Origin of the sequence: Neisseria sp. 74A18 (assembly GCF_001308005.1) — a bacterium.
Lineage (GTDB): Bacteria > Pseudomonadota > Gammaproteobacteria > Burkholderiales > Neisseriaceae > Neisseria > Neisseria dumasiana.
Map to the genome: position 1 here is coordinate 1 of NZ_LGZA01000015.1, position 24,643 is coordinate 24,643.

Sequence of the window (24,643 nt, forward strand, 5' to 3'; positions counted from 1 at the left end):
CCACCGCTACCCCGCAAAGCCAGCTGCACACCGCCGGCCAACACATCCACCACATCAGCGGCGGCGACACCGACATCAGCGCCGGCAGCAACTTCACCGCCCATGCGGTCGGAAGCGTCAACCTGTTCGCGCAGAGCAACGGGGCGAAGTTACAGGCCAATCAGGGCAAGGTGGAGATTCAGGCCCAGAACGACGAGATGCAGATCAATGCCCTCAAAGACGCCACCATTACCAGCAGCGCCGGCAAAGTGACCGTAGCGGCAAAAGACGAAATCCTGCTCACCAGCGGCGGGGCGTACATCAAGATTAAGGATGGCAATATCGAACTGGGCTGCCCGAAGATGGTGTGGGTGAAGTGTGCGGGGTTTCAGGTGATGGGGCCGAGTTCATGGACGATGGATATGGCTAAATTTTCCATGCACAAAAATGATTTTGAGCTGTTTTACCATGATGCAAACCTCATGCCGATAGGCAATGCGCCATACAGGGTTGTATTGGCAAACGGACAGGAATATAGCGGAAAACTGGATAAAGATGGCAAGGCAGTTTTGAAAAATATCAACGCCAGCGAAGCAGAAGTGTATTTCGGCTATTCGGAAGATGAAGTGAAACTACCAGAAATTGATGTTGGGCTGGATTATTCTGAAGAAGGCATCAGGCAACAGTTGGCAGAAATGGATGCGGATATACCCGGCTCGGATTTGGACGCAATACTTTCAGCTTTCCTAGATACGGATTTGGATTACACGGAGTAATATGATGGCTTTGACTGAAAAAGAACAAAAAACTATCCAATCGCTGTTGGTGGATATGGTTGCCGTTGTTCCACCCTTAAATATCGCTATGGGTATTAAAGACATTACTTCGGTAGGCTGGGATTTATACCGTAAAAACTATAAGAACAAAGAAGAGGAAAACGCGCTTAAAGTCGAATTGATATTAGGTACTATTTGCCTGATACCGGGTGCCGGTGCCCCTGTCCGAACAACGTTTAAGCAACTGATACGCAATCCCGATGTTTATGCACCGTTGATGTTTGAAATCATCACGTTGATTATTGAAAAAGCGAATGTACAACTCAAAAAAAACGGAATACAACCTATTGCATTCAACCCTGAAGCACTATTGAACCAAATGGTTGATACAGGCCGTCTGAAAAGCTATCTCGAGCAAGGCAGACAGGCCGCATTGAAATCGGCTAAAGACAGTGTGTTCGGCCGATGGTTTGACGTGTCGGGTACAATCAATACTTGTTTTGATTTTTTAGAAAGCAATCTAATCAGCTGTATCCAACTATTGCGACCGCATGTTTTAGGTGCTATTACAAAAAGTAAGGCTCGGGTCAATAATTCAGCCATGCACCGGATTCCTGATAAAAACACACCCAAAGCTCAACAAAACACACCGAAAGCCCAAGAGAAAAGCGGTCAGGATCGACCGACTAAAACAGTCAGCGCGGGGAAAATGAAAGAGCGGATTCAAACAGCGTATCCCAAACTCGCCAATTCTTTTGGCGGTGGGGTCGGTGAGCACATCGCCGACTACTACTGTCTTGAAACTTTGGGTTGGGGTAAAGGCAACTGGATACGCCATGATGAATACACCAACGGCAAATGGAAAGCAGGTGCCGATGCCAGAAAATTGAATGACAGAGGCAAATTGAAGAAGTTACAGCCGATAGGTAACGATATAGGTATAGACGGTTTTTGGAAGGCTAATCCTGCAACCAACGGCGGAAAACCGTATGCAGTAGTGGAAGCAAAGGCTTCGATGTCGCATATGGGACAACAATCGAATTTGGCAAAGATGATGGGGGTGTTGGCAGCTAAAGAAAACGGAAAACATGTGGTGCAGATGGATCATGTGTGGATTCAGCAACGCTTGGAGAAAATGATGCCCCGATTGCCCGATTCGGTAAAAAAAGATTTTGGCACATTACCTCCACATAAATGGAAATTAAAATACCGTCGCCATATTATTTTTACCGCTCTGCAAATACCCGAAACGGACGGCTGGAAACATGCCGATGCACTGTTAAACGGGCACGACGAAAGCAGACACCGCAGCCATCAACCAACCAGACATATAAGTAACGAGCGTGAAATCAACAGCGTTATCCAAATAGCCAAGAACAGTGCGGAAACCGCCGAAAAACGGCATAAAGCCAAAGGCAAAACCAAATAGACAGGAAAGGACGTCAACCATGGAATACCCAAATATCAAAATCGAATACGACCTCAGTAAAGATAGGCAAGGATTATTCGATGAAATATTTTTCAAACGGTCTTACAAAGATAATTTAGAAGTTGTGGAGCTCGCCATTAATAGTATTTCTAATTATCCAAATGATGCTCCCTCTCAAGTACCTGCATTTATTTATTTATTAGTAATGACTGAATATACTGTGGGCTATCCCATAGAAGCCGTCCGTCAACGCTTCGAACAGGCCGTCGAATACAGCCAGCTGTGTTTGGACATCAATGCCAAACACCCCGTAGACGATCCCGAACTGCTGGCCGACGGCTGGACCATGTCCGTTTGGGGCAACGGCATTTCTTTAACGGAAAACCTGCCCAACGCCATCGGTCTGTGTATCCTGTTCGACCGCACCGACTGGCTGAATATCGTCAGAGAGTGCTACCTGATTGCCGATTGGGACGACCCCGCATTCAGCGCACTAATCAATCTGGTCATTCCCACGGAATTCGACCCCAAGCAGAAATTCCCGCGCGGCGGCTTCAACTTCCGCAAACCCCTGTTGCAGGCAATTATGGCCGACAGCAAAAAAGAAACCCTAAAACATTTGAATGCCTACCTCGCAGGCTGGTATGAGGGAAACCGAAAAATTCAAGGAGGCGACGGTATAATAGACAGCCACCTCGACCAAGACCCCGAATGGGGCGGCTACTACGGCTACTGGAGCTTTGAGTCCGCTGCGGTGGCTTATCTGAAAGACATCGACGATACCGAATTGCGCCAATATCTCTACTATCCCAAAGATATGGTCGATTGGGCCAGAGAGCAACGCGGAATCAAACAAAGCGAAGAACGGGATAACCGTTTGCCTCTACTGCTGCCCAAGGGAACTACCGCCCCATTCGCTGGGAAATACGGCATAGATAACTTTATCGGCCATGAAATCATGGTAGAACAAGGCGAGCGCTTGCCTGCCGGACGTGTAAGCGCGCAATATGATGAAAATGGTGAACCGTTATACCGTGAAGATACGGTATGGCGGTTGTTGCAACGGGAAGATGGAGGAAATGTTCGGTTTGAAGAAGAAGAGTTGCAACGGTTACAAAACAATTACTAGATATGGAGAAAAATTAATTGATAAAACAAAGAACTGATTGCTTTTCCTGACTGTAAGGCTGAGATGTAGGAAATTCTAGCGTTGTTTACACTTTCCGTTTTTTGTATGCCTGTCCATGAATTTGATGGATGGGCATTATTTTTGCTCTTGGGGTATGTCGGCAATTGTGGACAGGGGCATGATTTGTAAGGCGATACTGTTCCAAACGATGCCTTCCGGTAGGGGGTGTTTGCCGAAATGGACGATAGGGTGTGGTCGGGCAGGGCGTATATCTGTAAGTTGTCCGGTTGGGATGATATGGTCAATCCAATTAACTTTTACTGCGGCGTTTGGCTTCAGTTCAAAAAAACCGATTGTGTAAGCCGCTTTAACGGCTCACGCAATCGGTTTTTTTATTAACTGTTCTCTCTACGGCTTACTGCTTGGTATTAAAAACGTGTTGATTAACTCAATTTCAGCACTTCGGCAAAAGCGTCGGCTACATAATCGATATTCGATTCGTTTAGCCCGGCCACGCACATACGGCCGGAGCCGATGAGGTAAACGGCAAATTCATTTTGTAAACGCTGCACCTGTTCGGGTGTCAAACCGGTGTAGCTGAACATGCCGCGTTGGGTGATGAAGTAATCGAAGTTTTTACCCGGCACTTTGTTTGTTAATACATCGTACAGTTTTTGGCGCATGGCGCGGATGCGGTCGCGCATGGCACACACTTCGGTTTGCCATTGTGCAAACAGTTCCGGCGTGTTCATCACGTCGGCAGCCACATAGCCGCCGTGTGCGGGCGGGCTGGAGTATATGCGGCGCACGTTGAATTTTAATTGGCCGAACACCAATGCGGCTTCTTCTTCATTCGGGCACACCACCGACAAACCGCCGACACGCTCGCCGTAGAGCGACATGTTTTTGGAGAACGAATTGCTTACAAACAGCGGCAAGCCCATCTGAACGGCTTTGCGGATGGCGTAGGCATCGCTGTCCAAATCATCGCCGAAGCCTTGGTAAGCAATATCCATAAACGGAATCAGCTTGCGGGTTTGCACGATTTCCAGCACCGCATCCCATTGTGCGGCGGTTAAATCCACGCCGGTGGGATTGTGGCAGCAGGGGTGCAGAATCAAAACGCTGTTTTCGGGCAAGCCTAATAAAAACGCCAGCATCTCTTCAAATTTTACGCCGCCGGTAGCCGGGTCGTAATACGGGTAGGTGCCGACTTCAAAGCCCGCGCCTTCAAAAATACTTTTGTGGTTGTCCCAAGTCGGGTCGCTCACATAGGCTTTGGCTTTAGGAAACCAGCGGTGTAAAAAGTCCGCACCCACTTTCAAGGCACCGGAACCGCCAAGTGTTTGGATGGTGGCGATACGGTTTTCCTGCAAAGCGGGGTTGTTTGTGCCGAAAAGCAGGTTTTGTACGGCGCGGCGGAAGGTATCTAGGCCTTCCATCGGCAGATAAGGGCGCGGCAGGGCTGTGGCTGCGCGTTTTTCTTCGGCTGTGCGCACGGAATCCAATACAGGCAGTTTGCCGTTTTCATCAAAGTAAATGCCGATTCCGAGATTGACTTTGTGGGCGCGGGGGTCGTTATTGTAGGTTTCGACCAAGCTGAGAATCGGATCGCCGGGATAAAATGCAACGTGCTGGAACATGTTTGGATTTCCTTTGTATTTTGAAGCGGATAGACTTGCATTGGGCAAATGATTTTGCTTCGGATGTGCAAATTTGGGTGTAAAGGTAGGGCAGATTTTGGCATAAAGCCCGATTGTTTACAATTGAGATGGTTGGCATTGGCAAAGGTTTCAGGCCGTCTGAAATAATGTTTTCAGACGGCCTGTGTGCATTTGGGCTGATTAGTCGCGGTATTGACGCCAAAAATGGGCTAGAGGGCCTGCGCCTTTGCCCACGCGCCAACCGGCGCCGGCTTCGATGGCTCCGTGCAGATAATTTTTGGCGGCGGCAACGGCAGTGCCTAAATTAGAGCGTTGCGGGCGGAGGGCGGCGATGGCGGCGGCTAGGGTGCAGCCTGTGCCGTGGGTATTGGGTGTATCGATGCGGCTGTTGCGGAAGCATTGGGGGTCGTAATCTTCGGTAAGCAGCCAATCGCGGGCTTCTTTGCTGTTTTCCCAATGGCCGCCTTTTAAAAGGGCCGCAGCCGCGCCTTTTTCCATTAATTGTTTGCCTTGTGCCAGCATTTCCTGTTCGTCTTTGGCGAGGCTGTTGCCGGTGAGTTTGGCCAGTTCTTCTAAATTGGGGGTAATTACGTCGGCCAACGGCAGAAGCTCGCTGCAAAGTGTTTCTACGGTGTCTTCTACGGAAAGCCGGTCGCCCGATGTGGCTACCAACACGGGATCGAGCACGACAAATGCGCCGCTGTATTTTCGCAGGGCGGCGGCAACGGTTTTGATGGATTCTACATCGGGCAGCATACCGATTTTGACGGCATCGATGCGGATATCGGAAAAAACCGATTCGCATTGTGCGGCGATGATTTCGGGCGGGATAACGTGAACGGCCTGCACGCCTCGGGTATTTTGGGCGGTTACGGCGGTAACGATGCTGGCTCCGTATGCACCGAGCGCACCGAATGTTTTTAAATCAGCCTGAATGCCGGCACCGCCGCCGGAATCTGATCCTGCGATGGTTAATGCGCGGACAAGGGGTTTGCTGGCCATGAAATATCCTCATTTCTGTCGATAATGTGCGCGGCTGCGCTTCGCAGTAGGGCATTGAATGAAAGCTTGAGACACCTGTGTAAACTTTACGGAGGCGCATTTCCGTGTTGGCGGCTAACCGTATGCATATCTATTTTGATATGTTTGTTTAATATGCCTGTACTTAATTGTGCTGTTACGCCTTAAACAGCATCCACATCGGGCGGGTTTTGTAAAGGTGTCGGTTTGCCCTTTTTTTAGCGGGGCTGAATTATAGAGGTATGGGGGTTATACAGGATATAAAAATGCTGTTTGGTATTTTTTTACGATGACTGTATATTCCGCTTGGCGGTATTTTTGCCTAAAAACGCATATCTGATTGTTATTTATATATTTTGTTGAAAATATTGTTTTGTGCGCTTTCGGCAGGATGGGGTAAGGGCTGAAAGGTTTGCCGTGGCAAAAGTTTCAGCCATGCTTCTGCATGGATAGATTTTTAGCAGGATGGTTCCGTTGGATACTTTATCTGCGATGATAATTATTGTGAGCGCGGCGGATATGGGCTGCGAACCGCGGTGGACGGTTTTGGGGGTGTCAGTCGGCGTTGCGGTATTCGGGGAGAACTCCGCAATCAAATACCTGCAAAATAACCATTGGATATTTGCTGTGATTGTTGCATTTGTGAATTTTCTCTCAAAATACCGCTCCGCAAACTGACTGGCGACGCAAAATTTTAGTTTTCACGGTCGAGTATGGAAGGGGCGAAGCGCAAAATGGTGTCGCGCAGGGGAATCAGTTTGCCGTGGAAGAAGTGCGAGGATTCGGGCAGCACGACCACGGGCAGGTCTTGCGGCGCTGCCCAGCGCAAGGCTTTGTCTAGCTCGATGACTTCGTCTTGTTCGCCGTGTATCAATAGGGTTTTGGCCATATCGGGAGCGTTTGGCTCGGGCATGCGGTTGTAGTGTTTGACGGCGGGGGCGAGCAGCAGCAGTAGATCGGGTTGGCGTTGTTGGGCGGCAAAGAGGGAAACGTAGCCGCCGAACGAGAAGCCGCTGAGTACGAACTGCTTGGCTTCGGGGTGTTGGGCGTGGGCGTAGTCGATGACGGCGATGCAGTCTTCGGTTTCGCCGCGGCCGTAATCGTGTTCGCCGTCGCTGCCGCCTACGCCGCGCAGATTGGGCAGGTAGCAGTGGAAGCCTAATTTATTCAGGGCTTTGGCGGCGGTTTGGATGACTTTGTTGGTATTGGTGCCGCCTTGCAGCGGGTTGGGGTGGTTGATAACGGCTACGCCGCGTTCCGTGCCTTGCGGAGGCAGATAGATGGTTTCCAAGCGGCCGGCAGGGCCTTCGATAAAGTGTTGGTTGGCAATTTTCAGCATAATCGGATTGGGATGGAAAGGGTTGCGGGGAGGCCGTCTGAAAGGTTTCAGACGGCCTGTGGCGGGAATGTTTATTCGGATTCGGGTTCGTCAACCAGCAGGCGTTCGACGGCTTCTCCACCCGCAAGGTCTTGTTCGAGAATGTCTTTTAAGTCTTCTTCATCGACATAAGTGTACCAGCGGCCTTCGGGGTAGATGACCATTACGGGGCCGGATTCGCAGCGGCCGAGGCAGCTTGTGCTGCTGATGCGTAATTTTCCGGGGCCGATCAAGCCCATTTTTTTGGCGTTGCCTTTAAGAAAATCCACGGCTGCGGTGCCTTCGCCGTTGTCGTTGCAGCTTTGTTTGCAGGTGTCGTGGCGGGCATTGGTGCAGATGAATAGATGGCGGTTGAAGTAGGTCATAATGTTGCTTTCTGCCGGGGCGTGGTTCAGACGGCCCGGGCGTTAGAGGTAAAAATGTTTTCCGTTGTTGTGGTTGGCGGCCTTTAGATCGGACAGCATGCGTTTGAAATCGAGACCGTATTGCGTGCTGAGTTTTTCGGCTCTTTTTTTAAGGGTGTCGAGACGCTGCTCTTTGGGCGTGCTTTGAAAAGCCATTACGGCAACGTTGCCGTGGCTTTCGGCAGGCAGTTCTAAAACGCGCCCTTCAAAGACGTTGAGCAGGCGTTCGACAAAGCGTTGGTAACGCCTGTCGCCGCTCCACCAGTTGGTAACGAAAATGCCGTTGGGCGAGAGTGCTTGGCGGCAGTCGCAGAAGAAAGGTTCTTCTACCAAGGCGTCGATAATCTGGTGGCCGTCGAAACCGTCGGTAAGAATCACGTCGGTGCTGCCGCGCAGGGTTTTGATGTATTCGGCGCCGTCGGCTTCAATGATTTCAAACCGTTCGTCTTCAAAAGGCAGCTCAAACAGGCTGCGGGCGATGTTGATAACCTGCGGGTTGATGTCTATGGCGGTTTGGCGGGTTTCGGGCAGATAGGCGTCTATCCAACGGGCAAACGAGCCGCCGCCCAAGCCGATTTGGGTAATGTGTTTGGGAGGCTGTTCGGTAAACAGCAGCCAGCCCATCATGGCACGGCTGTACGAAAGCACCAGTTCGGCCGGATGGTCGAGATTCATGGAGCTTTGTACGGTGCTGCTGCCCAGATGCAGCGAGCGGATGTTGCCTGTTTCGGAAATGCCCACTTCGGGCAATTCGGTTTTTTGAGTGCGCAGGCGGCGGTAGGGGTGGTTGGCCATGTTGGAATATCGGGTGTGAAAGTGCGTTATTTTAATACAGTTTGCCGCCGTCCGAACGGCTTTCAGACGGCTGTGCGTTCAAGGGCGGTTGCTTCAGCCTTTTTCGGCAGCGGCGCAACCGACGACATTATCGGCTTGCAGGCGGAGCTGTTTGCGTTGTTCGGCGGCTTCGAAGCGGCAGCGCTGTTCTTCGGTTTTCAATTCGAGCGGCGGCACGGCAACGGGGCGGCCGTTTTCTACGGCAACCATGGTGAAAAAGCAGCTGTTGGTGTGGCGCACGGTGCGTTCGCGGATGTTTTGGGCCTCAACGCGGATGCCGACTTCCATCGAAGTGCGGCCGACATGGTTGACGCTGGCGAAAAAGGTAACGAGTTCGCCCACATGAATGGGTTCTTTAAAGGTTACTTTATCGACGGAGAGGGTTACGCAGTAGTGGCCGCTGTAACGGCTGGCGCAGGCGTAGGCAACTTGGTCGAGCAGTTTGAGCAGGTCGCCGCCGTGTACGTTGCCGCTGAAATTGGCCATGTCGGGCATCATCAATACCGACATTTGCAGTTCGTGTTGGATTTCTACGGGGTGGTTTGAACTCATGGTTGGGTGTCCTTTTGATGTGTTTTTTAGATTGGTGTTTTAGCAAAGCCTGTTAAAGTCGGTTTTCAGACGGCCTGTCGGGTTTGAGGCCGTCTGAAAAGGTTTACAGCCATTTTTTGCGCGAGAAGAAAACGAGCAGGCCGATGATCACGCAGGCCATCAGGCCGAGCACCATGTAGTAGCCGTAATGCCAGCGCAATTCGGGCATGTTTTCAAAATTCATGCCGTAAATGCCGGTGATGACGGTGAGCGGCATAAACAGAATGGTAATCACGGTAAGCATGCGCATTTGCTGGTTGAGGCGGTTGGATTGGAACGATAAATGCACGTCCATCATGCTCGATACGGTGTCGCGCGAGGCGTCGAGCGATTCGGTAAGCTGCATGGTGTGGTCGTACACGTCGCGCAGGTAGATTACCGGTTCGCCTTTAAAAATGGCAAAGTCGCCGTGGGTGAGGCGGTAGAGCACGTCGCGCAGGGCTTGCAGGGTGCGGCGCAGACGGGTGGCGTCGCGTTTGAGTTTGTGGATGCGGCCGAGCAGGTCGCTGCTGCCGCTGTCTGCGCTGAACAGGGTTTTGTCTATGCTTTCTACGCGGCGGTCGTATTGGTCGAGCGTGATGAAATAATCGTCTATCAAACGGTCGATGATGCGGTAGGCGAAGAAGGCGGCGTTTTTGCTGCGGATGTCGCCGTGAGCGTTGTTCATCCGGCTGCGGATGCTGCTGAGCAGCCCCAAAGGTTTCTGCTGGAAGGTAAACACGAATTGCTCGCCCACAATCAGATACACTTGATCGGATTGCAGCCTGCCAGAGGTGTATTGGTAAACGCGGCCGGCAATAAACACATAATGGCCGTAGTCTTCGATTTTCGGGCGTTGGCGGCGGCTGAGAATATCTTCCAGCACCAAATCGTGTATGCCGTAGGGAGCGAGCAGGGTTTTCAGTAGCGTGCCGTCGTTGATGCCCACAAAATGCAGCCAGTTGGTTTCGTGCGCTTCGGCGCGGCGTAGGGCGGGTATGCCTTCTTGCGGCAGGTAATCGTGTTGGAAAAAGCTGTCGGCAGAATAAACGGTTTGATGCAGGGCATGTTTCGGTGCGCCGGAAATACTGCTGCGCGGTGCGGCAAGGTCGGCGTGGGCGGAAAGGGTGTCGGTTTCGTTCGGATTCATTGTCGTTAAAGCGTTTCAGACGGCCTTAAAGCCGTTGGCACAATCATGGCGCTGCGGTTGGCTCAAGGGTTTATTTTATACCTAATTTGCCACTCAATGCTGCAACAGCTTATTTCGGTTTGGAAAACTTGGTTTCAATGGATGTGGAAAGTTCTTTTGCCAAGCCGAACCACGGCAGCTTATTGGCGTAGGCAGGCAGCAATGAACGTCGGTGCGGGTTTTCGAGCAGGGGCTTCAGCACCCTTTCATAATGGGGCAAGTCAGGCAAGTAGGCCGCCCATTTCAAGTAGCGGGCAGCGTAATAGTGGGCAACAAAATCGGCTTGCTGTTCCATATTCAGCTCGGAAAATGCCTTCACTTCGGCAGGCGGCGGATAGGCATACGCGCTGCGGTTGATGTAACCGCCTTTGGTCGAGAGCAACATACCGCCCAGCCATGTGCGGTAGCCCAGCTGGTATTGCCAAACATGGGTTAACTCGTGAATCAGCCATACCCGGTAATGTTCCGGCGATTCGGTAAAGTCGCAAGGGCAGTCATCGGGCGGAAAATAGATGTTGCCGTTCGGCACCATGGCAACTTTAAGTGCGGGCATAAGCGGAATGCCGCGAGAAATGTGAACGCGGGAGTAGTCGATGCCGTCTGAAAACACCAAGCGGGCGGTTTCGATTTCCCCGTGGGTAAGCGGGCGTTTGCGGTTATTGTTCACGGCTTTCCTTGCGCTTCTGCCAAAGTCTGGCGGTGCGTAAACGCCAAATGCCCAATACGGCGAAGTAGCCGGCAAAGGATAATACCGCACCTAAAACGGGAACGCCGACCAACAGCGGTTTGCCCGCGCCGGCAAGCCAAGCGGCGGCTTCTGAAAAAAAGTTGCCGCTGTTCCACGAGGGGAACGTCAGGTCGCCGCCGTTGGTGCCTAAAATCAGTGAGCCGATTTTATAGGCGGTGTAGTAAAGCGGCATGTAGGTGAGCGGGTTGGTGTAGAGAGTAGAGAATACGGCAACCGGCAGATTGGTGCGGAGAAAGTAGGCCACAATCAGCGCGCTCATCATCTGTGTGGGGCCGGGCATCAAACCGCAAAACATTCCCACCGCCACCGATACGGCGGCTTGGCGGCGGTTGAGTGTCCAGAAATAAGGTTTGTCGAACAGCGGCGCAAAAGGCTTGCTCCAGCGCGATGCGAAAATCTGTTCGCGTTTGGGGAGTTTCTGACGGTAGGATGTGCGGCGTGGTTCGGTCATATCGGTAAACGGTCGGAAAATAAATCAGGTATACAATCTAAATGAAGGCGGAAGCGGATATTTCCAGAGTGTGCGGCAGGCAGGTTGTGTGCAAATATGTGCGGTAAAGTTAAGTTGATCGGCTGTATATGCCCGTTTTAAGCGGATTTGAAGCCTGAGACCTTTGCAAAACCCCCATCTACGGCGCATTTCTGCGTTGTGCGCTGCCCGCTCGTTTGCCTATCTAATATGATATGTCTGCACTCGTTGTGCTGCCACGCCTTGAACTGCATCCACATCTGAGGGTTTTGCAAAGGTCTCAGCGTGTTTTTTATCCGGCACGATTTCAGGTTTGCAATGAATTCGGTTTGCGTAGCCGTTTCGGATGCGTTCAATATTGAGGCCGTCTGAAAATATTCAGACGGCCTGAGAGGGTGGCTTAAGGTTTATTTGCTTTCGCCGTTTTCTTTTTTAGGCGCAGGTTTTTTGGCCGCCAAGCCCAGCGATTTCTGCCATTGGTCGGGAGATTTCACCAGCTCCAGCGCTTTTCTCAACTGATCGTCTTTGGCGGGGTTGGGAATGCGGCGCGAAGATAAGTCTTCATCTTTCGCTTTTTCTTTTTTGCCTTTGCTTTCGGTTGCTTCCCGTGCGCTTTCAGACGGCACATAATCGTTACCGTTCACTTCTTCGCCGCCGAGCGGGTTGCCGATATGGCCGAGCAGGTCGGCTTCGCGGCTTTCAAATAAACGGTCTTTGTCTTTCACTTCCACATCGGGCACGATGCCTTGCGCCTGAATCGAGCGGTCTTTGGGCGTGTAATACAAAGAGGTGGTCAGCTTGATGGCGCTGCCGTTGGAAAGCGGCAATACCGATTGCACCGAACCTTTACCGAAGCTTTGCGTACCCACCACCACTGCGCGGCGGTGGTCTTGCAGTGCACCGGCCACAATCTCGGAAGCCGATGCAGAACCTGAGTTGATCAGCACGGTTACGGGGATGGTTTTCAGTTCGGCAGGCAGGCCGGAAAGCGGGTCTTTGCCGGAAGAGAGCATGTAGTCTTCGGGAACGGCTCTCAAGCTCATGCCGCCTTTGCCGTCGCGGCCTTTGGTGCTGACCACGGTGGAATCGGCAGGCAGGAATGCGGCAGATACGCCTACCGCTCCGTTAAGCAGGCCGCCGGGGTCGTCGCGCAGGTCGAGCACCAAGCCTTTGAGTGCGCCTTTGTTCTGTTTTACCAACGCTTGTGCCGATTCGTTGAGTGCGGGCACGGTGCGCTCTTGGAACTGGCTGATACGGATGTAGCCGTAGCCGGGTTCGAGCAGGTGGTGGCGCACGCTCTTCACTTTAATGATGGCGCGGGTGATTTTAACCGTAATCGGTTTGGCGGCATCTTTGCGCGACAGGGTTAACACAATGTCGGTTCCGGGTTTGCCGCGCATTTTTTTCACGGCCTCGTTAACCGTCATGCCGCGGGTGGATACGCCGTTGATTTTAACGATGAAATCGCCGCTTTTCACGCCCGCGCGTTCGGCAGGTGTGTCTTCAATCGGTGAAATGACTTTCACAAAACCGTCTTCGGCACCGACTTCCATACCCAAACCGCCGAATTCGCCGCTGGTGGATTCTTTCAGGTCGGCGTAGTCTTTTTTGGTCATGTATTCGGAATGGGGGTCGAGACCGGCTACCATGCCTTTCATGGCGCCTTCGATGAGGTCTTCGTCTGATTTGTTTTGATAATAGTTGGCTTTGATTTGACCGTAAACTTCCGCCATGGTGCGGATGGATTGAACGGGTAGGGCTTCGTTGTTTTTTTCGCCCGCGGCGTAACTCTGTACGCTCAGGCTCAAGGCAACGCCGCTGAGGGCGCCGAGTGTGTAGAGTGCGACTTTTTTCAAAGTGGAATTAGACATCTTGTTGCTTTCTCTTTCTTCTGTAAGCATCAGGCTTTCAGACGGCCTGTTAGGATAATGGCGAAACTTTATGTGATTTATCGGCGTCGGGCAACCTTATCCGCGTAAAAAAATACTAATTCAGGTAGGTTAAACAAGATTTAAGTGCTATTTTGAAACAGATAGATAGCACAGATAAACGGTTTTTGTCATGGTTTCGTCATGCTCTGGTTTGATCGGGTTATCTCTTGAGCTTATCGGAACGCTAGATACTCGGGTCAAGCCCGAGTATGACGACTGTGCCATATCTTTAAAGTTTGCTTGTCATGGCTTTGCCGATCGGGCTTTCAGGTATGTTTCACAGTATGCCTTTTCATTTTTCAGACGGCCTTTGTACCTGTGATGAAAGCATTGGGTTGAGGCCGTCTGAAAAAGGTTTGTGCGGGCAAAAGCCGGTTTGTCAGCGTATCCACGATAAGGGGTTCATCTGCTGGCCGTTGCGGCGGATTTCGAAATACAAACCTTGTTCGCCGGAAGGCAGGCTGCCGCTGGTACCGATGGTTCGCCCTGCGCTGACGCTGCTGCCGCCGGAGACGGAAATGCCGCTCAAACCTGAATACACGCTGACATAGCCGTTGCCGTGGTCGATGACCACCATATTGCCGTAGCCTTCAAGCGAGCCGGCGTGGGCGACGATGCCGGGGGCGATGCTTTGCACTGCCGCGCCGCCGGTGGCGAAAAACACACCTTTCCATGTGCCGCCGCCGGGGCGCGGTTGGCCGAAGCGTCCGCTGATGCTGCCGCTTACCGGACGGTTCAGACGGCCGTGCATACGGCTGAAGCCGCCGGACGGTTCGGCATTCTCTGCCGGGGCTTGCAAGGCGCGGTCTTCGGCGGTGAGGGTGGAGCGGGGTGCTTGCGGCGCGCGCGCGGTTTGAGTAGGTTTGTTGTCGCGCTTGTTGGCTTTGTTGTCAGCTTTGTTTTGCGCTTTGGCTGTTTTGGTTTTTGCTTTGCGTGCTTTTTCAGCGGCGGCTAAACGCTCTTCGGCGGCTTTTTTGCGCGCCGCGGCTTCCTGCCTGCGCTTTTCGGCATTGCGGCGGGCAATGTCGGCAATGAGGCGGTTGAGCTGCTGTTCGTTTTCACGCAGGTTGGCGATGCGTTTGTTTTGGTTGTCGATTTGGGCGGTAAGCTGGCGGCTTTCGCGTTGCGCGGCGGTGTTGGCGCGGCCGAGTTTGCTCATCGCGGCTTGTTTTTGGGCTTTGATTTTATTCAGCCGTGCCAATTCGGCGTCGATGGCGGCTTCCTGCTTTTGCAGCTCGCCCTGCTGGCGTACCAAATCTTGAATCACTTTTTGGTTCGCTTCGTTAATGTAGCGGCTGTATTGCAGATAACGTGCTTTCTGGCCCGGCTCGGCGTTTTTCAAAAACAGCACCACGGCGTTGGGCTGGCGGTTTTTGTATTGGCTGGACAGCAGGCGGGCAAGCTGGGCTTTGGTGCCGGTTACTTCGGTTTTCAGACGGCCTAATTCGTTTTGCAGCTTTTGCAGCCTTTGCCAAGCGTCGTTTTGCTGCTTGTTGACGGCGGCAAGCTCTTGCTGGGCTTTGGCAAGGGCGGCGCGGGTGCGCTCAAGCGTGGCGCGGGCATTTTTGCGGGCGGTCTGTTTTTGCTTTAAATCGGCCTGTGCCGCGTTGATGGCTTGTTGAACGTCTTTCAAGTCACCGGCGGCTTCGGCTGCCGTAGCCGGTGGTGATTCGGGCTGGGCAAAAGCAGCGGCGGAAAAACAGAGTAGGGCGGTTGAGAGCAGCAGCGGTTTGAAAGACATGGCGTATGGAGGATACGGTTTATGAAAGCTGCAATTATAGCGGATTGGCAGGCCGTCTGAAAATGTGCTTGCTTTGGCGGTTGGCTTTTCAGACGGCCTGAGTTGCCGTTTGATGTAACATGCGGTGATGCTTGGGTTTGCGGGCGCGATGGCGGGCAAGGACGGCTGGGTTTGGCTTTGATTGAGGCTGTTGCGGCAGGACATTTTTTTGCGGCGGCAGGTATAATCCGCGGCTGACGGTTGGTTTGAACCTGCCGGAAAACGCGTTCGGCTGCGATAGGTTTTACAGGTGGCGGCGGGCGGTTCCGGCTTTTTGACGGGTGGATGTATTCCTTATGATTTATTTGATTATCAGTATTCTGTGCAGCGTGTCGGTGTCGGTTTTGCTGAAGATAGCGCGTTCTAAAAAGATCGATATCGAGCAGGCGGTGGCGGTGAACTATATCGCGGCCATTGCTTTGTGCATGTATTTTCTCAAGCCCGACCTTTATGCTTGGAAGGCTTATCTGCCGACGTGGTGGCTGTTTGCGGCTTTGGGCGTGCTGCTGCCGGTGGTGTTCATCATTATGGGCAGAGCGGTAGATAAAACGGGTATTGTGAAGTCGGACGCGGCGCAGCGGCTGTCGCTGTTTTTGCCGGTGGCGGCCTCGTTTACGCTGTTTGGCGAGCAATTGACGCAAGGCCGTTTGATCGGCTTGGCGTTGGCGTTTACGGCTTTGTTTTGCCTGCTGTGGAAGTCGGATGGCGGTAAGAAATCGGCAGGCTTCGCCGCCGGTGCGCTGTTGCTGCTCGGCGTGTGGGCGGGCTATGGTGTGATTGATATTCTGTTTAAACAGGTGGCGAAAAGCGGCACGGCTTTTTCGGGCAACTTGTTGATTGCATTCTGTTTGGCGGCGGTGTTGATGTTTGCCTATCTGTTTTCCAAATCCACCAAATGGACTGCGGCAGGCGTGTTGGGCGGTTTGGTGTTGGGCTGTTTGAATTTTGCCAACATTTTTACTTATGTGCGGGCGCATCAGGTGATGAGCAGCAACCCTACGCTGGTGTTTGCGGGTATGAACATCGGTGTGATTGTGCTGGGTACGCTGGTGGGTGCGTTGGCGTTTAAAGAAAAAATCAGCACCATCAATGCGGCCGGTATCGTAGTGGCGGTGTGTGCCATCGCTTGTCTGTTTTATTGGCCGGTGGTGTCGGGTTGGTTGGGCATATAGCGGTTTGAGGCAGATATCATTGAGGCCGTCTGAAAATCTTTTTTCAGACGGCCTCTCTCGTTATAAGGATTCGCCTTAAGCCAATTCTTGCAACCAATCGCGCGGTTTCAGAAATTCGTTCAAGCGCGCTTCGGGCGTGCCCGCTTCCGGCTCGTAGGCGTATTCAAAGCGCACCAGCGGCGGCATCGACATCAAAATGCTTTCGGTGCGCCCGCCGCTTTGCAGGCCGAACAGCGTGCCTCTGTCCCATACCAAATTAAATTCCACATAGCGGCCGCGACGGTAAAGTTGGAATTGGCGTTCGCGCTCGCCGTATGCTGCGGCTTTTCTGCGGGCAACGATGGGGCGGTAGGCTTCGATATAGCCTTCGCCGACGGCGCGGATGAAATTCAGGCAGGTATCGAAATCCCAGCGGTTCAAGTCGTCGAAAAACAGCCCGCCCACGCCGCGCGTTTCGCCGCGGTGCTTGAGATAAAAATACTCGTCGCACCACTGTTTGTAGTGCGGATAAACATCTTCGCCGAAAGGCGCACACACGGCGGCGGCGGTTTGATGCCAGTGCAGAATGTCTGCTTCAAACGGGTAAAACGGCGTTAAATCAAAGCCGCCGCCGAACCACCACACCGGCTCTTTGCCTTCGGGATAGGCGATAAAAAAGCGCACATTGGCATGGCTGGTGGGCACATAAGGGTTTTTCGGATGGATAACCAGCGACACGCCCATCGCTTCAAAGCGTGCTCCCGCCAATTCGGGGCGGTGTGCGGTGGCGGATGCGGGCATGGCATCGCCTTTCACATGCGAAAAATTAACACCGGCCTGCTCGAATACCTTACCGTTTTTCAATACGCGGCTCTCGCCGATACCGAGTTTGCTTTGCCATTGGTCGGCAACGAAACGGGCTTCGCCGTCTTCCGCTTCCAAGGCTTCACAGATTTGGTTTTGCAGCGTTTTCAAAACGGCCAATACGGATTCTGTATGCATGATTGTTCTCTTTTGCCGTTTTTTTCAGACGGCCTCAATAAAGAAATAGATGGAAACAAGGCCGTCTGAATGATTTTCAGACGGCCTTTATGCAGTTAAACGCTTATTCGCCGCTTACCGGTTGCTCTTGGCGCGGCTCGCGTTCAGGCGCTTCGATCAAGGCTTTCATCGACAGGCGCACACGGCCGCGGTCGTCCACTTCCAGCGCTTTCACTTTCACGTTTTGGCCGACTTGCAGGTAGTCGCTCACGTTTTTCACGCGCTCGTGGGCGATTTGGCTGATGTGTACCAAGCCGTCTTTACCCGGAATCACGGAAACGATGGCGCCGACGTTGTTATCAAGCAGTTTCAATACCGTGCCGTCGTACACTTTGCCCACTTCCACTTCGGCGGTGATTTCTTCGATGCGTTTTTTCGCCGCATCGCCCGCTTCCTGAGTGGTGGCGGCAATGGTAATCGTGCCGTCTTCGGCAATATTGATTTCGGTGCCGGTGTCGGCAGTGATGCTGCGGATGGTTTCACCGCCTTTGCCGATCACATCGCGGATTTTGTCTTGGTTGATCTTCATGGTAAACAGGCGCGGAGCGTGTTGCGACAGCTCTTGCGGGCCTTCAACGGCTTCTTTCATCTGCGCCAAAATGTGCAGACGCGCCTCTTTGGCCTGCTCCAAAGCAATCTGCATGATTTCTTTGGTAATGCCCTGAATCTTAATGTCCATTTGCAGTGCGGTAACGCCTTCGGTGGTGCCGGCCACTTTGAAGTCCATATCGCCCAAGTGGTCTTCGTCGCCCAGAATATCGGTCAATACGGCGAATTTGTTGTTTTCCAAAATCAAGCCCATGGCGATACCGGCAACGTGTGCTTTCAGCGGCACACCGGCAGACAGCAGGCTCAAACAGCCGCCACACACGGAAGCCATAGAAGACGAACCGTTAGACTCGGTAATTTCGGAAACCACGCGCATGGTGTAGCTGAATTCTTCCGGTGAAGGCAGCACGGCAACCAGCGCGCGTTTGGCCAAACGGCCGTGGCCGATTTCGCGGCGTTTCGGCGCACCCATGCGGCCCACTTCGCCGGTAGAGTACGGCGGGAAGTTGTAGTGCAGCATGAAGCGGTCGGTGTATTCGCCGCTCAAAGCATCAATGATTTGCTCGTCGCGCTGAGTGCCCAAAGTGGCTACTGCCAAAGCTTGGGTTTCGCCGCGGGTAAACAGGGCGGAACCGTGGGTGCGCGGCAATACGCCGGTTTGGATGTTGATCGGGCGCACGGTGCGGGTGTCGCGGCCGTCGATACGCGGTTGGCCGTCCAAAATCTGACCGCGCACCACGTCGGCTTCCAGTTGTTTGAAAATGCCTTTGATTTCGTTGGCGGTGAGCGTGTCGGTTTCTTCGGTAATCAAAGCGTCTTTCACGGCTGCCCAAGCTTCGTCCAATTTGGCGGAACGGGCTTGTTTTTGGCGGATTTTGAACGCTTCGGCAATCGTGGTGCCGGAAATTTCACGAACTTTGGCCACCAATTCTTCGTTGGTTTCCGGCGCTTTCCAATCCCAAACTTCGGGGTTGACTTCGTCGGCAAATTCATTGATGGCATTAATCACGGCCTGCATTTGCTCGTGGCCGTACACCACCGCGCCCAACATCACGTGCTCGGGCAGCTCTTGCGCTTCGGATTCCACCATCAGCACGGCTTTTTGCGTACCGGCAACCACCAAATCCATTTGCGATTTCGCCAGTTGCGCTTTGGTCGGGTTCAACACATAAACATTGTTCACATAACCCACGCGCGCGGCACCGATCGGGCCGGCAAACGGCACGCCGCTCAACACCAGTGCGGCAGAAGCACCGATCATGGCGGGGATGTCGGAATCGATTTCAGGGTCAACAGAAACCACCATCGCTACGATTTGGATGTCGTGGTAGAAACCTTCGGGGAACAGCGGGCGGATGGGGCGGTCGATCAGGCGGCTGGTGAGGATTTCTTTTTCGCTTTGCTTGCCTTCGCGTTTGAAGAAACCGCCGGGGATTTTACCCGCAGCGTAAGTGCGCTCAAGATAATCAACGGTTAAGGGGAAAAAGTCTTGGCCTTCTTTAACGTCTTTATTGGCGGTAACCGCCACCAAAACCACGGTGTCGCCCATCGAAACTTTCACGGCCGCCGCGGCTTGACGGGCGATTTCGCCGGTTTCGAGGGTTACGGTGTGCTCGCCGTATTGGAAAGATTTAACGTGTTTGTTGAACATTTCGTTCCTTTCAAGAAGAGCCGCAGCCACTAAAACACTAATGATGCACACAAGCTGAATATATGTGCATGGTTAGGGTTTCAGGCGGGCTTTGGCTCAGGTTAGATACGTTTTCAGACGGCCTGCATTGCCTCAGGCCGTCTGAAAGCGGATTATAGCCTTAAAAGCCGACAGCATCCAGCGGGGATAAGGCAAATAGCGGCGAAAAGGTAAGGGTGATTGGGCAGGTTTGAAATAGGTGTTGGGTAGTGGGGAGCGCGTCGGTTTTGATTTTTGATAAGGCCGTCTGAAAAAGCATTTTCAGACGGCCATCTATCATGTGATGGAGTCTATGTTGTTATTTCAAAATATAAAACATGTAGTGAAAATACATGTTACTCGGATTCAAGTAACTGTCAAAACTCAAATTCAAAACATTTGGATAAAATATAGCACCGCCCCTTGCAAGCGCATTTTAAGTTAACTTGCAAGCGCATTTTAAGTTAAATAGATAAAATCATAGCTGTCATCTGCTGTGATATATTCAAAACACAAGGTTTATGATTTTGGATATGAATAGCTTTTAGAATATGAAGTATATCCTTATTAGCTGTATCAGAAAAACTATAGTAATTTGAAATAGGCATCAAAATATTTTTAATATTATCATTAGTTAGGTGCATATAAACATTTCTAATCTTTTGGCAATGCATAATGTCTATTTTATACAAAGGCAATAAATTAAGAATTATACTCATTTGACCAGAATGAAAAGAAGAAATAGTAGAAATATTTAAAAATTTTGATGCAATTTCTTCTATTTTATTGGGGTCACCCCATGTAATTTCTTGGTGGCTACCTAACAATTCTTCTCCAAACAAATGCCTTCTACCTTGTATAACATGTTTAATAATATAATGACAGGCTTGCAAATCTGTATACCTTCTTGAATTATTCTTTATAGGTACAATGCTGCGATTATATAAATCTATACCACCTATTGAATTAGCGATCCAATAACTTCGCCAAAAATAATTCCATCTATTCCATATAGTATTTATTAAACCAGAACAATAAATTAAACTTTCCTTAGAGGAAGTATTGTTAAGGTTGGGATAAAATTTTTTCTGAATAATATAATTCATCTTACAAAAACTTTGTTTTTGTTTGTATAAATTAAGCATTTTTTATCCTTAATGCCTCAACTAACACTTTAAATCTAGTAGTACGATTTTTTAAACCATGAGTAGTAGACATTGATGCCTCTACAAAATCGTTACTTTCTCCTCCAGTTTCTTTCATTTCAGCTTTTGAGAATAAATCAATAATCTTATATACTGAGTCATTTAAATTTTCTACAAATTTACCTATTGGTTTCAAATCAAAAATGTTTTCTGTATTAGGTAGTCCATATTTATTAAATATTAAAGCTGACATTAAAGAATAAAATTGATAGGGTTGCACCTTACATTCCGTGAAAACACTTAGCATATTGTTTTTCAAAAAATGAAATGTCTCCATGACTATATTTTCAATATTTTGTTTTTCAGGAAAACTTGTATCAAAATTTTTATATAAATCATCTAGTTTTTTGTCACTTCTTGCCTGAATGCCATCAATTATCAATTGACAACACTCTGTTAACAAATCTGCATCTTCCATTCGTGCTATACGTCTAACAGTAAGAATTTCATTTGCATTTAGAAAGGGAGTAATAGCTTCAGTTAAACCTGCTATAAACCATTTGAATTCTCCTTGATAAGTAGCATGTCGTTTTTCAGGAGGGTTTAGTGGTAAAGTATATGAATTGATTCTACGAAAAATTTCTAAAATTTCTTCTTCAGTTGCAGAAATAATATTATCAACTGAGATTTCATAAGCCAAGAAATTACTTCTAATATCATCTTCCAAATCTTTAAAAGTTTGGCCATTATATTTTTCACTAACTGACGTTAAAGTGAATTTATTATCTATAAAATCACAGATAGTGGTTAATCGTTGTTGACCATCTATAATCTCTCTGTGAGATGATTTTGATTTTAAATCAATCGTTTGTCTTAATACAATTTTGGGAAAAGGAAATTCATTCAATACACTATCAATAAAATAGGCTCTTGCATTATTCGGCCATAATCCTTGAGAACGCTGATATTGGCGATTAATTATTAACTCTTTAGCTTTCATCAAATTATAAATATCAGCTATTGGCATAGTATTTCTAATTATCTTCATATATTTAAAATTCCTAAAAGTTAAAATATTGTCATTAACAACAAATTGATTTATCTCAAGCCAGCTTTCCGCCAACCCAATCGTTCACGCTATTTAAAGCATCGGGCAGTTTAGCGGCATCCGTACCGCCGGCCTGCGCTAAATCCGGCCGGCCGCCGCCTTTGCCGCCTACTTGCTCGGCGACAAATTTCACCAAGTCGCCTGCTTTCACTTTGGCGGTTAACGGTTTGGAAACGCCTGCGCACAGGGAAACTTTGCTGTCGTTTACGGCGGCGAGCAGTACGATGGCTTTATCGGATTTACCGGTAAGGTCGGTAACGATTTCGCGCAAGGCGGCTGCGTCGGCTTCGATTTGTGCCACCACGAGTTTGGCTTCGCCTACGTCTTTGGCGTTATCCAAAAGTTTGGCTCCGGCGTGTACGGCAAGCTCGGCTTTGGCTTTGGCCAAATCTTTTTCCAGCGCTTTGGTTTGGGCGGCGTTGGCTTGGATTTTGGCCAATACGTCGCGCTCGGTTTGGGCTTTGACTTCGGCGATGATGTTTTTGATCAACCGCTCTTGGTTTTGCGCCCATTGCAGGGCGTTTTGGCCGGTGATGGCTTCGACGCGGCGGATGCCTGCTGCGATGCCGCCTTCGGAAATGATTTTAAAGAAGCCGATTTCGCCGGTGCGGGTAACGTGGGTGCCGCCGCACAGTTCGGTGGAGTATTCGTCCATAACAACAACGCGCACGAAATCACCGTATTTTTCGCCGAACAGCATCATGGCTCCGGTTTTTTGGGCTTCTTCCATGCTCATGGTTTTGACTTCTACGGGCACGTTTTGCATGATGGCGTGGTTGACGCGGCGTTCGACTTCGGCGATTTCTTCGGCGGTGATGCCTTGCGGATGGGAAATGTCGAAGCGGGTGATGTCGGCGTTTTGCAGCGAGCCTTTTTGTTCGACATGGGTGCCGAGCACGTCGCGCAGGGCTTGGTGCATCAGGTGGGTAACGCTGTGGTTTTTGGTGATGGCGTCGCGGATGGCGTTATCGACTTGTGCGCTGACGCTGTCGCCTACTTTCAGACGGCCTGTTACGACGCTGCCGAAGTGGCCGTTAACGGCGGCTTTGATTTTTTGTGTGTCTTCCACGCGGAAGTTGAGGCCGTCTGAAACGATATGGCCGACATCGCCCACTTGTCCGCCCGATTCGGCATAGAAAGGGGTTTGGTCGAGCACAACGATGCCGCTTTCGCCTTCGTTCAGTTCGGTTACGGCTTCGCTGCCTTTATATAAGGCCAATACTTTGGCTTCGGTTTGGCGTTGGGTATAGCCTTTGAACTCGGTATCTTGGCCGTCGTAGGTGATTTGGGTGTCGGCTTTGAAGCTTTGTGCGGCGCGGGCGCGGGCGCGCTGGGCTTCCATTTCGCGGTTGAAGCCGTCTTCGTCCATGTCGATACCGCGCTCGCGGCAGATGTCGGCGGTAAGGTCGTAGGGGAAGCCGTAGGTGTCGTAGAGTTTGAAGATGATTTCGCCGTCCAGCACTTTACGGCCGTCTGAAAGAGCATTTTCTAGCAAAGCCATGCCGGTTTCGAGGGTTTGGGCGAAGCGGGTTTCTTCGTTTTTCAAGGCTTCTTCGATTTGGCTTTGGCGTTCTTTCAGTTCGGGATAGGCTTCGCCCATTTCGGCCACCAAATCGGGCACGAGTTTGTGGAAGAACGCGCCTTTTTGGCCGAGTTTGTAGCCGTGGCGAACGGCGCGGCGGATGATGCGGCGCAGCACATAGCCGCGGCCTTCGTTGCTCGGCAGCACGCCGTCGGCAATTAAAAACGAGCAGGCGCGGATGTGGTCGGCAATCACTTTCAGGCTGGGTACGTCCATGCTGAATTCGGTGCCGGTTTCGCAGGCGGCGGCTTTGAGCAGGTTTTGGAACAAGTCGATTTCGTAGTTGCTGTTCACATGCTGCATCACGGCGGCCATGCGTTCCAAGCCCATGCCGGTATCTACCGAAGGCTTGGGCAGCGGGTTCATATTGCCTTGTTCGTCGCGGTTGAACTGCATGAATACGCAGTTCCAGATTTCGATAAAGCGGTCGCCGTCTTCTTCGGGGCTTCCCGGAGGGCCGCCCCAAATGTGGTCGCCGTGGTCGTAGAAGATTTCGGAACAGGGGCCGCAGGGGCCGGTGTCGCCCATTTGCCAGAAGTTGTCACTGGCGTAGCGGCTGCCTTTGTTGTCGCCGATGCGGATGATTTTTTCAGACGGCATACCGATTTCGTTGAGCCAGATGTTGTAGGCTTCGTCGTCTTCGGCGTAAACGGTGGCCAAGAGTTTTTCTTTGGGCAGGTTCAGCCATTCGGGAGCGGTGAGAAATTCCCAAGCGAAATGGATGGCATCGCGTTTGAAGTAGTCGCCGAAAGAAAAGTTTCCCATCATTTCAAAAAAGGTGTGGTGGCGGGCGGTGTAGCCTACGTTTTCGAGGTCGTTGTGTTTGCCGCCTGCCCGTACGCATTTTTGGGCGGTGGTGGCGCGGTTGTAGGGGCGTTTGTCGAAGCCTAAGAATACGTCTTTAAATTGGTTCATGCCTGCGTTGGTGAAGAGCAGGGTGGGGTCGTCGTGCGGCACGAGTGAAGACGAGTGAACGATTTGATGGCCTTTGCTTTCAAAGAACTTGAGGAATTTTTGGCGGAGTTCGGATGTATTCATGATATTTACAGTTAAGGTTTGAAACGGTTTCAGACGGCCCGATGGTTTGCTCGAGGCCGT

21 protein-coding genes and 1 pseudogene are annotated in these 24,643 nt (G+C 51.1%); 5 read left to right on the forward strand and 17 right to left on the reverse strand.

Going from position 1 to position 24,643, the window contains the following annotated elements; translation table 11 throughout:
* From AKG43_RS06045 to AKG43_RS06055, 3 genes are all read left to right on the forward strand, one after another.
* Positions 1-755, forward strand: a 755-nt coding sequence (locus AKG43_RS06045; RefSeq protein ID WP_156300628.1) for a DUF2345 domain-containing protein, incomplete at its 5' end; no start/stop codon positions are given.
* Between the two features lies 1 nt (position 756).
* The gene (locus AKG43_RS06050) at positions 757-2,184 is read left to right on the forward strand and encodes a hypothetical protein (RefSeq protein WP_054599671.1); all 1,428 of its coding nucleotides are present in this window, start codon (positions 757-759) and stop codon (positions 2,182-2,184) included.
* Positions 2,185-2,203: 19 nt separating this feature from the next.
* The gene (locus AKG43_RS06055) at positions 2,204-3,313 is read left to right on the forward strand and encodes a PoNe immunity protein domain-containing protein (RefSeq protein ID WP_082402999.1); all 1,110 of its coding nucleotides are present in this window, start codon (positions 2,204-2,206) and stop codon (positions 3,311-3,313) included.
* Between the two features lie 443 nt (positions 3,314-3,756).
* On the opposite strand, the gene AKG43_RS06060 is transcribed toward AKG43_RS06055, so the two are convergent.
* The 9 genes from AKG43_RS06060 to AKG43_RS12745 all read right to left on the reverse strand — a co-directional run bounded on the left by AKG43_RS06060 (position 3,757) and on the right by AKG43_RS12745 (position 11,571).
* Positions 3,757-4,956, reverse strand: coding sequence for an amino acid aminotransferase (locus AKG43_RS06060; RefSeq protein WP_054599672.1), 1,200 nt, complete (start codon positions 4,954-4,956; stop codon positions 3,757-3,759).
* A 201-nt stretch (positions 4,957-5,157) separates the two neighbouring features.
* A complete protein-coding gene (thiD, locus tag AKG43_RS06065; protein ID WP_054599673.1) occupies positions 5,158-5,979 on the reverse strand; it encodes a bifunctional hydroxymethylpyrimidine kinase/phosphomethylpyrimidine kinase in 822 nt (273 codons plus the stop codon).
* Between the two features lie 712 nt (positions 5,980-6,691).
* Complete coding sequence (locus AKG43_RS06075; protein WP_054599675.1) at positions 6,692-7,336, reverse strand: alpha/beta hydrolase; 645 nt, start codon at positions 7,334-7,336, stop codon at positions 6,692-6,694.
* Positions 7,337-7,407: 71 nt separating this feature from the next.
* On the reverse strand, positions 7,408-7,740 hold the full coding sequence (locus AKG43_RS06080) for a ferredoxin (RefSeq protein ID WP_054599676.1): 333 nt from the start codon (positions 7,738-7,740) through the stop codon (positions 7,408-7,410).
* A 42-nt stretch (positions 7,741-7,782) separates the two neighbouring features.
* Positions 7,783-8,574, reverse strand: a complete 792-nt coding sequence (locus AKG43_RS06085) for a polyamine aminopropyltransferase (RefSeq protein WP_054599677.1) — start codon at positions 8,572-8,574, stop codon at positions 7,783-7,785.
* Between the two features lie 93 nt (positions 8,575-8,667).
* The gene (locus tag AKG43_RS06090) at positions 8,668-9,165 is read right to left on the reverse strand and encodes an acyl-CoA thioesterase (RefSeq protein ID WP_054599678.1); all 498 of its coding nucleotides are present in this window, start codon (positions 9,163-9,165) and stop codon (positions 8,668-8,670) included.
* Between the two features lie 103 nt (positions 9,166-9,268).
* A complete protein-coding gene (corA, locus tag AKG43_RS06095; RefSeq protein ID WP_054599679.1) occupies positions 9,269-10,333 on the reverse strand; it encodes a magnesium/cobalt transporter CorA in 1,065 nt (354 codons plus the stop codon).
* Between the two features lie 109 nt (positions 10,334-10,442).
* Positions 10,443-11,039 carry a type IV secretion protein Rhs gene (locus tag AKG43_RS12740; protein WP_231718119.1) on the reverse strand — a complete coding sequence of 199 codons (597 nt, stop codon included), beginning with the start codon at positions 11,037-11,039 and terminating at the stop codon, positions 10,443-10,445.
* Positions 11,029-11,571: a DUF2062 domain-containing protein gene (locus tag AKG43_RS12745; RefSeq protein WP_054599680.1), complete on the reverse strand. Its 543-nt coding sequence runs from the start codon at positions 11,569-11,571 to the stop codon at positions 11,029-11,031. The genes AKG43_RS12740 and AKG43_RS12745 overlap by 11 nt, the downstream gene beginning before the upstream one ends.
* Before the next feature lie 163 nt (positions 11,572-11,734).
* Here AKG43_RS12745 and AKG43_RS13265 point away from each other — a divergent pair.
* Positions 11,735-11,951: pseudogene (locus AKG43_RS13265) on the forward strand (lipoprotein signal peptidase).
* 45 nt (positions 11,952-11,996) lie between these two features.
* Here AKG43_RS13265 and AKG43_RS06115 read toward each other — a convergent pair.
* Both AKG43_RS06115 and AKG43_RS06120 read right to left on the reverse strand, forming a co-directional pair.
* The gene (locus AKG43_RS06115) at positions 11,997-13,460 is read right to left on the reverse strand and encodes a S41 family peptidase (RefSeq protein WP_054599708.1); all 1,464 of its coding nucleotides are present in this window, start codon (positions 13,458-13,460) and stop codon (positions 11,997-11,999) included.
* 439 nt (positions 13,461-13,899) lie between these two features.
* Positions 13,900-15,465, reverse strand: a complete 1,566-nt coding sequence (locus AKG43_RS06120) for a murein hydrolase activator EnvC (protein ID WP_231718120.1) — start codon at positions 15,463-15,465, stop codon at positions 13,900-13,902.
* 131 nt (positions 15,466-15,596) lie between these two features.
* Here AKG43_RS06120 and AKG43_RS06125 point away from each other — a divergent pair, with 131 nt between their 5' ends.
* A complete protein-coding gene (locus tag AKG43_RS06125) occupies positions 15,597-16,472 on the forward strand; it encodes a DMT family transporter (protein WP_054599682.1) in 876 nt (291 codons plus the stop codon).
* 75 nt (positions 16,473-16,547) lie between these two features.
* On the opposite strand, the gene hemF is transcribed toward AKG43_RS06125, so the two are convergent.
* From hemF to alaS, 6 genes are all read right to left on the reverse strand, one after another.
* The gene (gene hemF / locus AKG43_RS06130; RefSeq protein ID WP_054599683.1) at positions 16,548-17,453 is read right to left on the reverse strand and encodes an oxygen-dependent coproporphyrinogen oxidase; all 906 of its coding nucleotides are present in this window, start codon (positions 17,451-17,453) and stop codon (positions 16,548-16,550) included.
* Positions 17,454-17,556: 103 nt separating this feature from the next.
* A complete protein-coding gene (pnp, locus tag AKG43_RS06135; protein WP_054599684.1) occupies positions 17,557-19,692 on the reverse strand; it encodes a polyribonucleotide nucleotidyltransferase in 2,136 nt (711 codons plus the stop codon).
* Positions 19,693-19,852: 160 nt separating this feature from the next.
* Entirely contained in the window at positions 19,853-20,011 is a 159-nt protein-coding gene (locus tag AKG43_RS12750; RefSeq protein WP_156300629.1) for a hypothetical protein, read from the reverse strand.
* Between the two features lie 163 nt (positions 20,012-20,174).
* Positions 20,175-20,855 carry a hypothetical protein gene (locus AKG43_RS06140; protein WP_054599685.1) on the reverse strand — a complete coding sequence of 227 codons (681 nt, stop codon included), beginning with the start codon at positions 20,853-20,855 and terminating at the stop codon, positions 20,175-20,177.
* Entirely contained in the window at positions 20,848-21,903 is a 1,056-nt protein-coding gene (locus AKG43_RS06145) for a DUF262 domain-containing protein (RefSeq protein WP_054599710.1), read from the reverse strand. Before AKG43_RS06145 ends, AKG43_RS06140 begins: the two co-directional genes overlap by 8 nt.
* A 55-nt stretch (positions 21,904-21,958) precedes the next feature.
* On the reverse strand, positions 21,959-24,583 hold the full coding sequence (gene alaS / locus AKG43_RS06150; RefSeq protein WP_054599686.1) for an alanine--tRNA ligase: 2,625 nt from the start codon (positions 24,581-24,583) through the stop codon (positions 21,959-21,961).
* Positions 24,584-24,643: the final 60 nt, after the last annotated feature.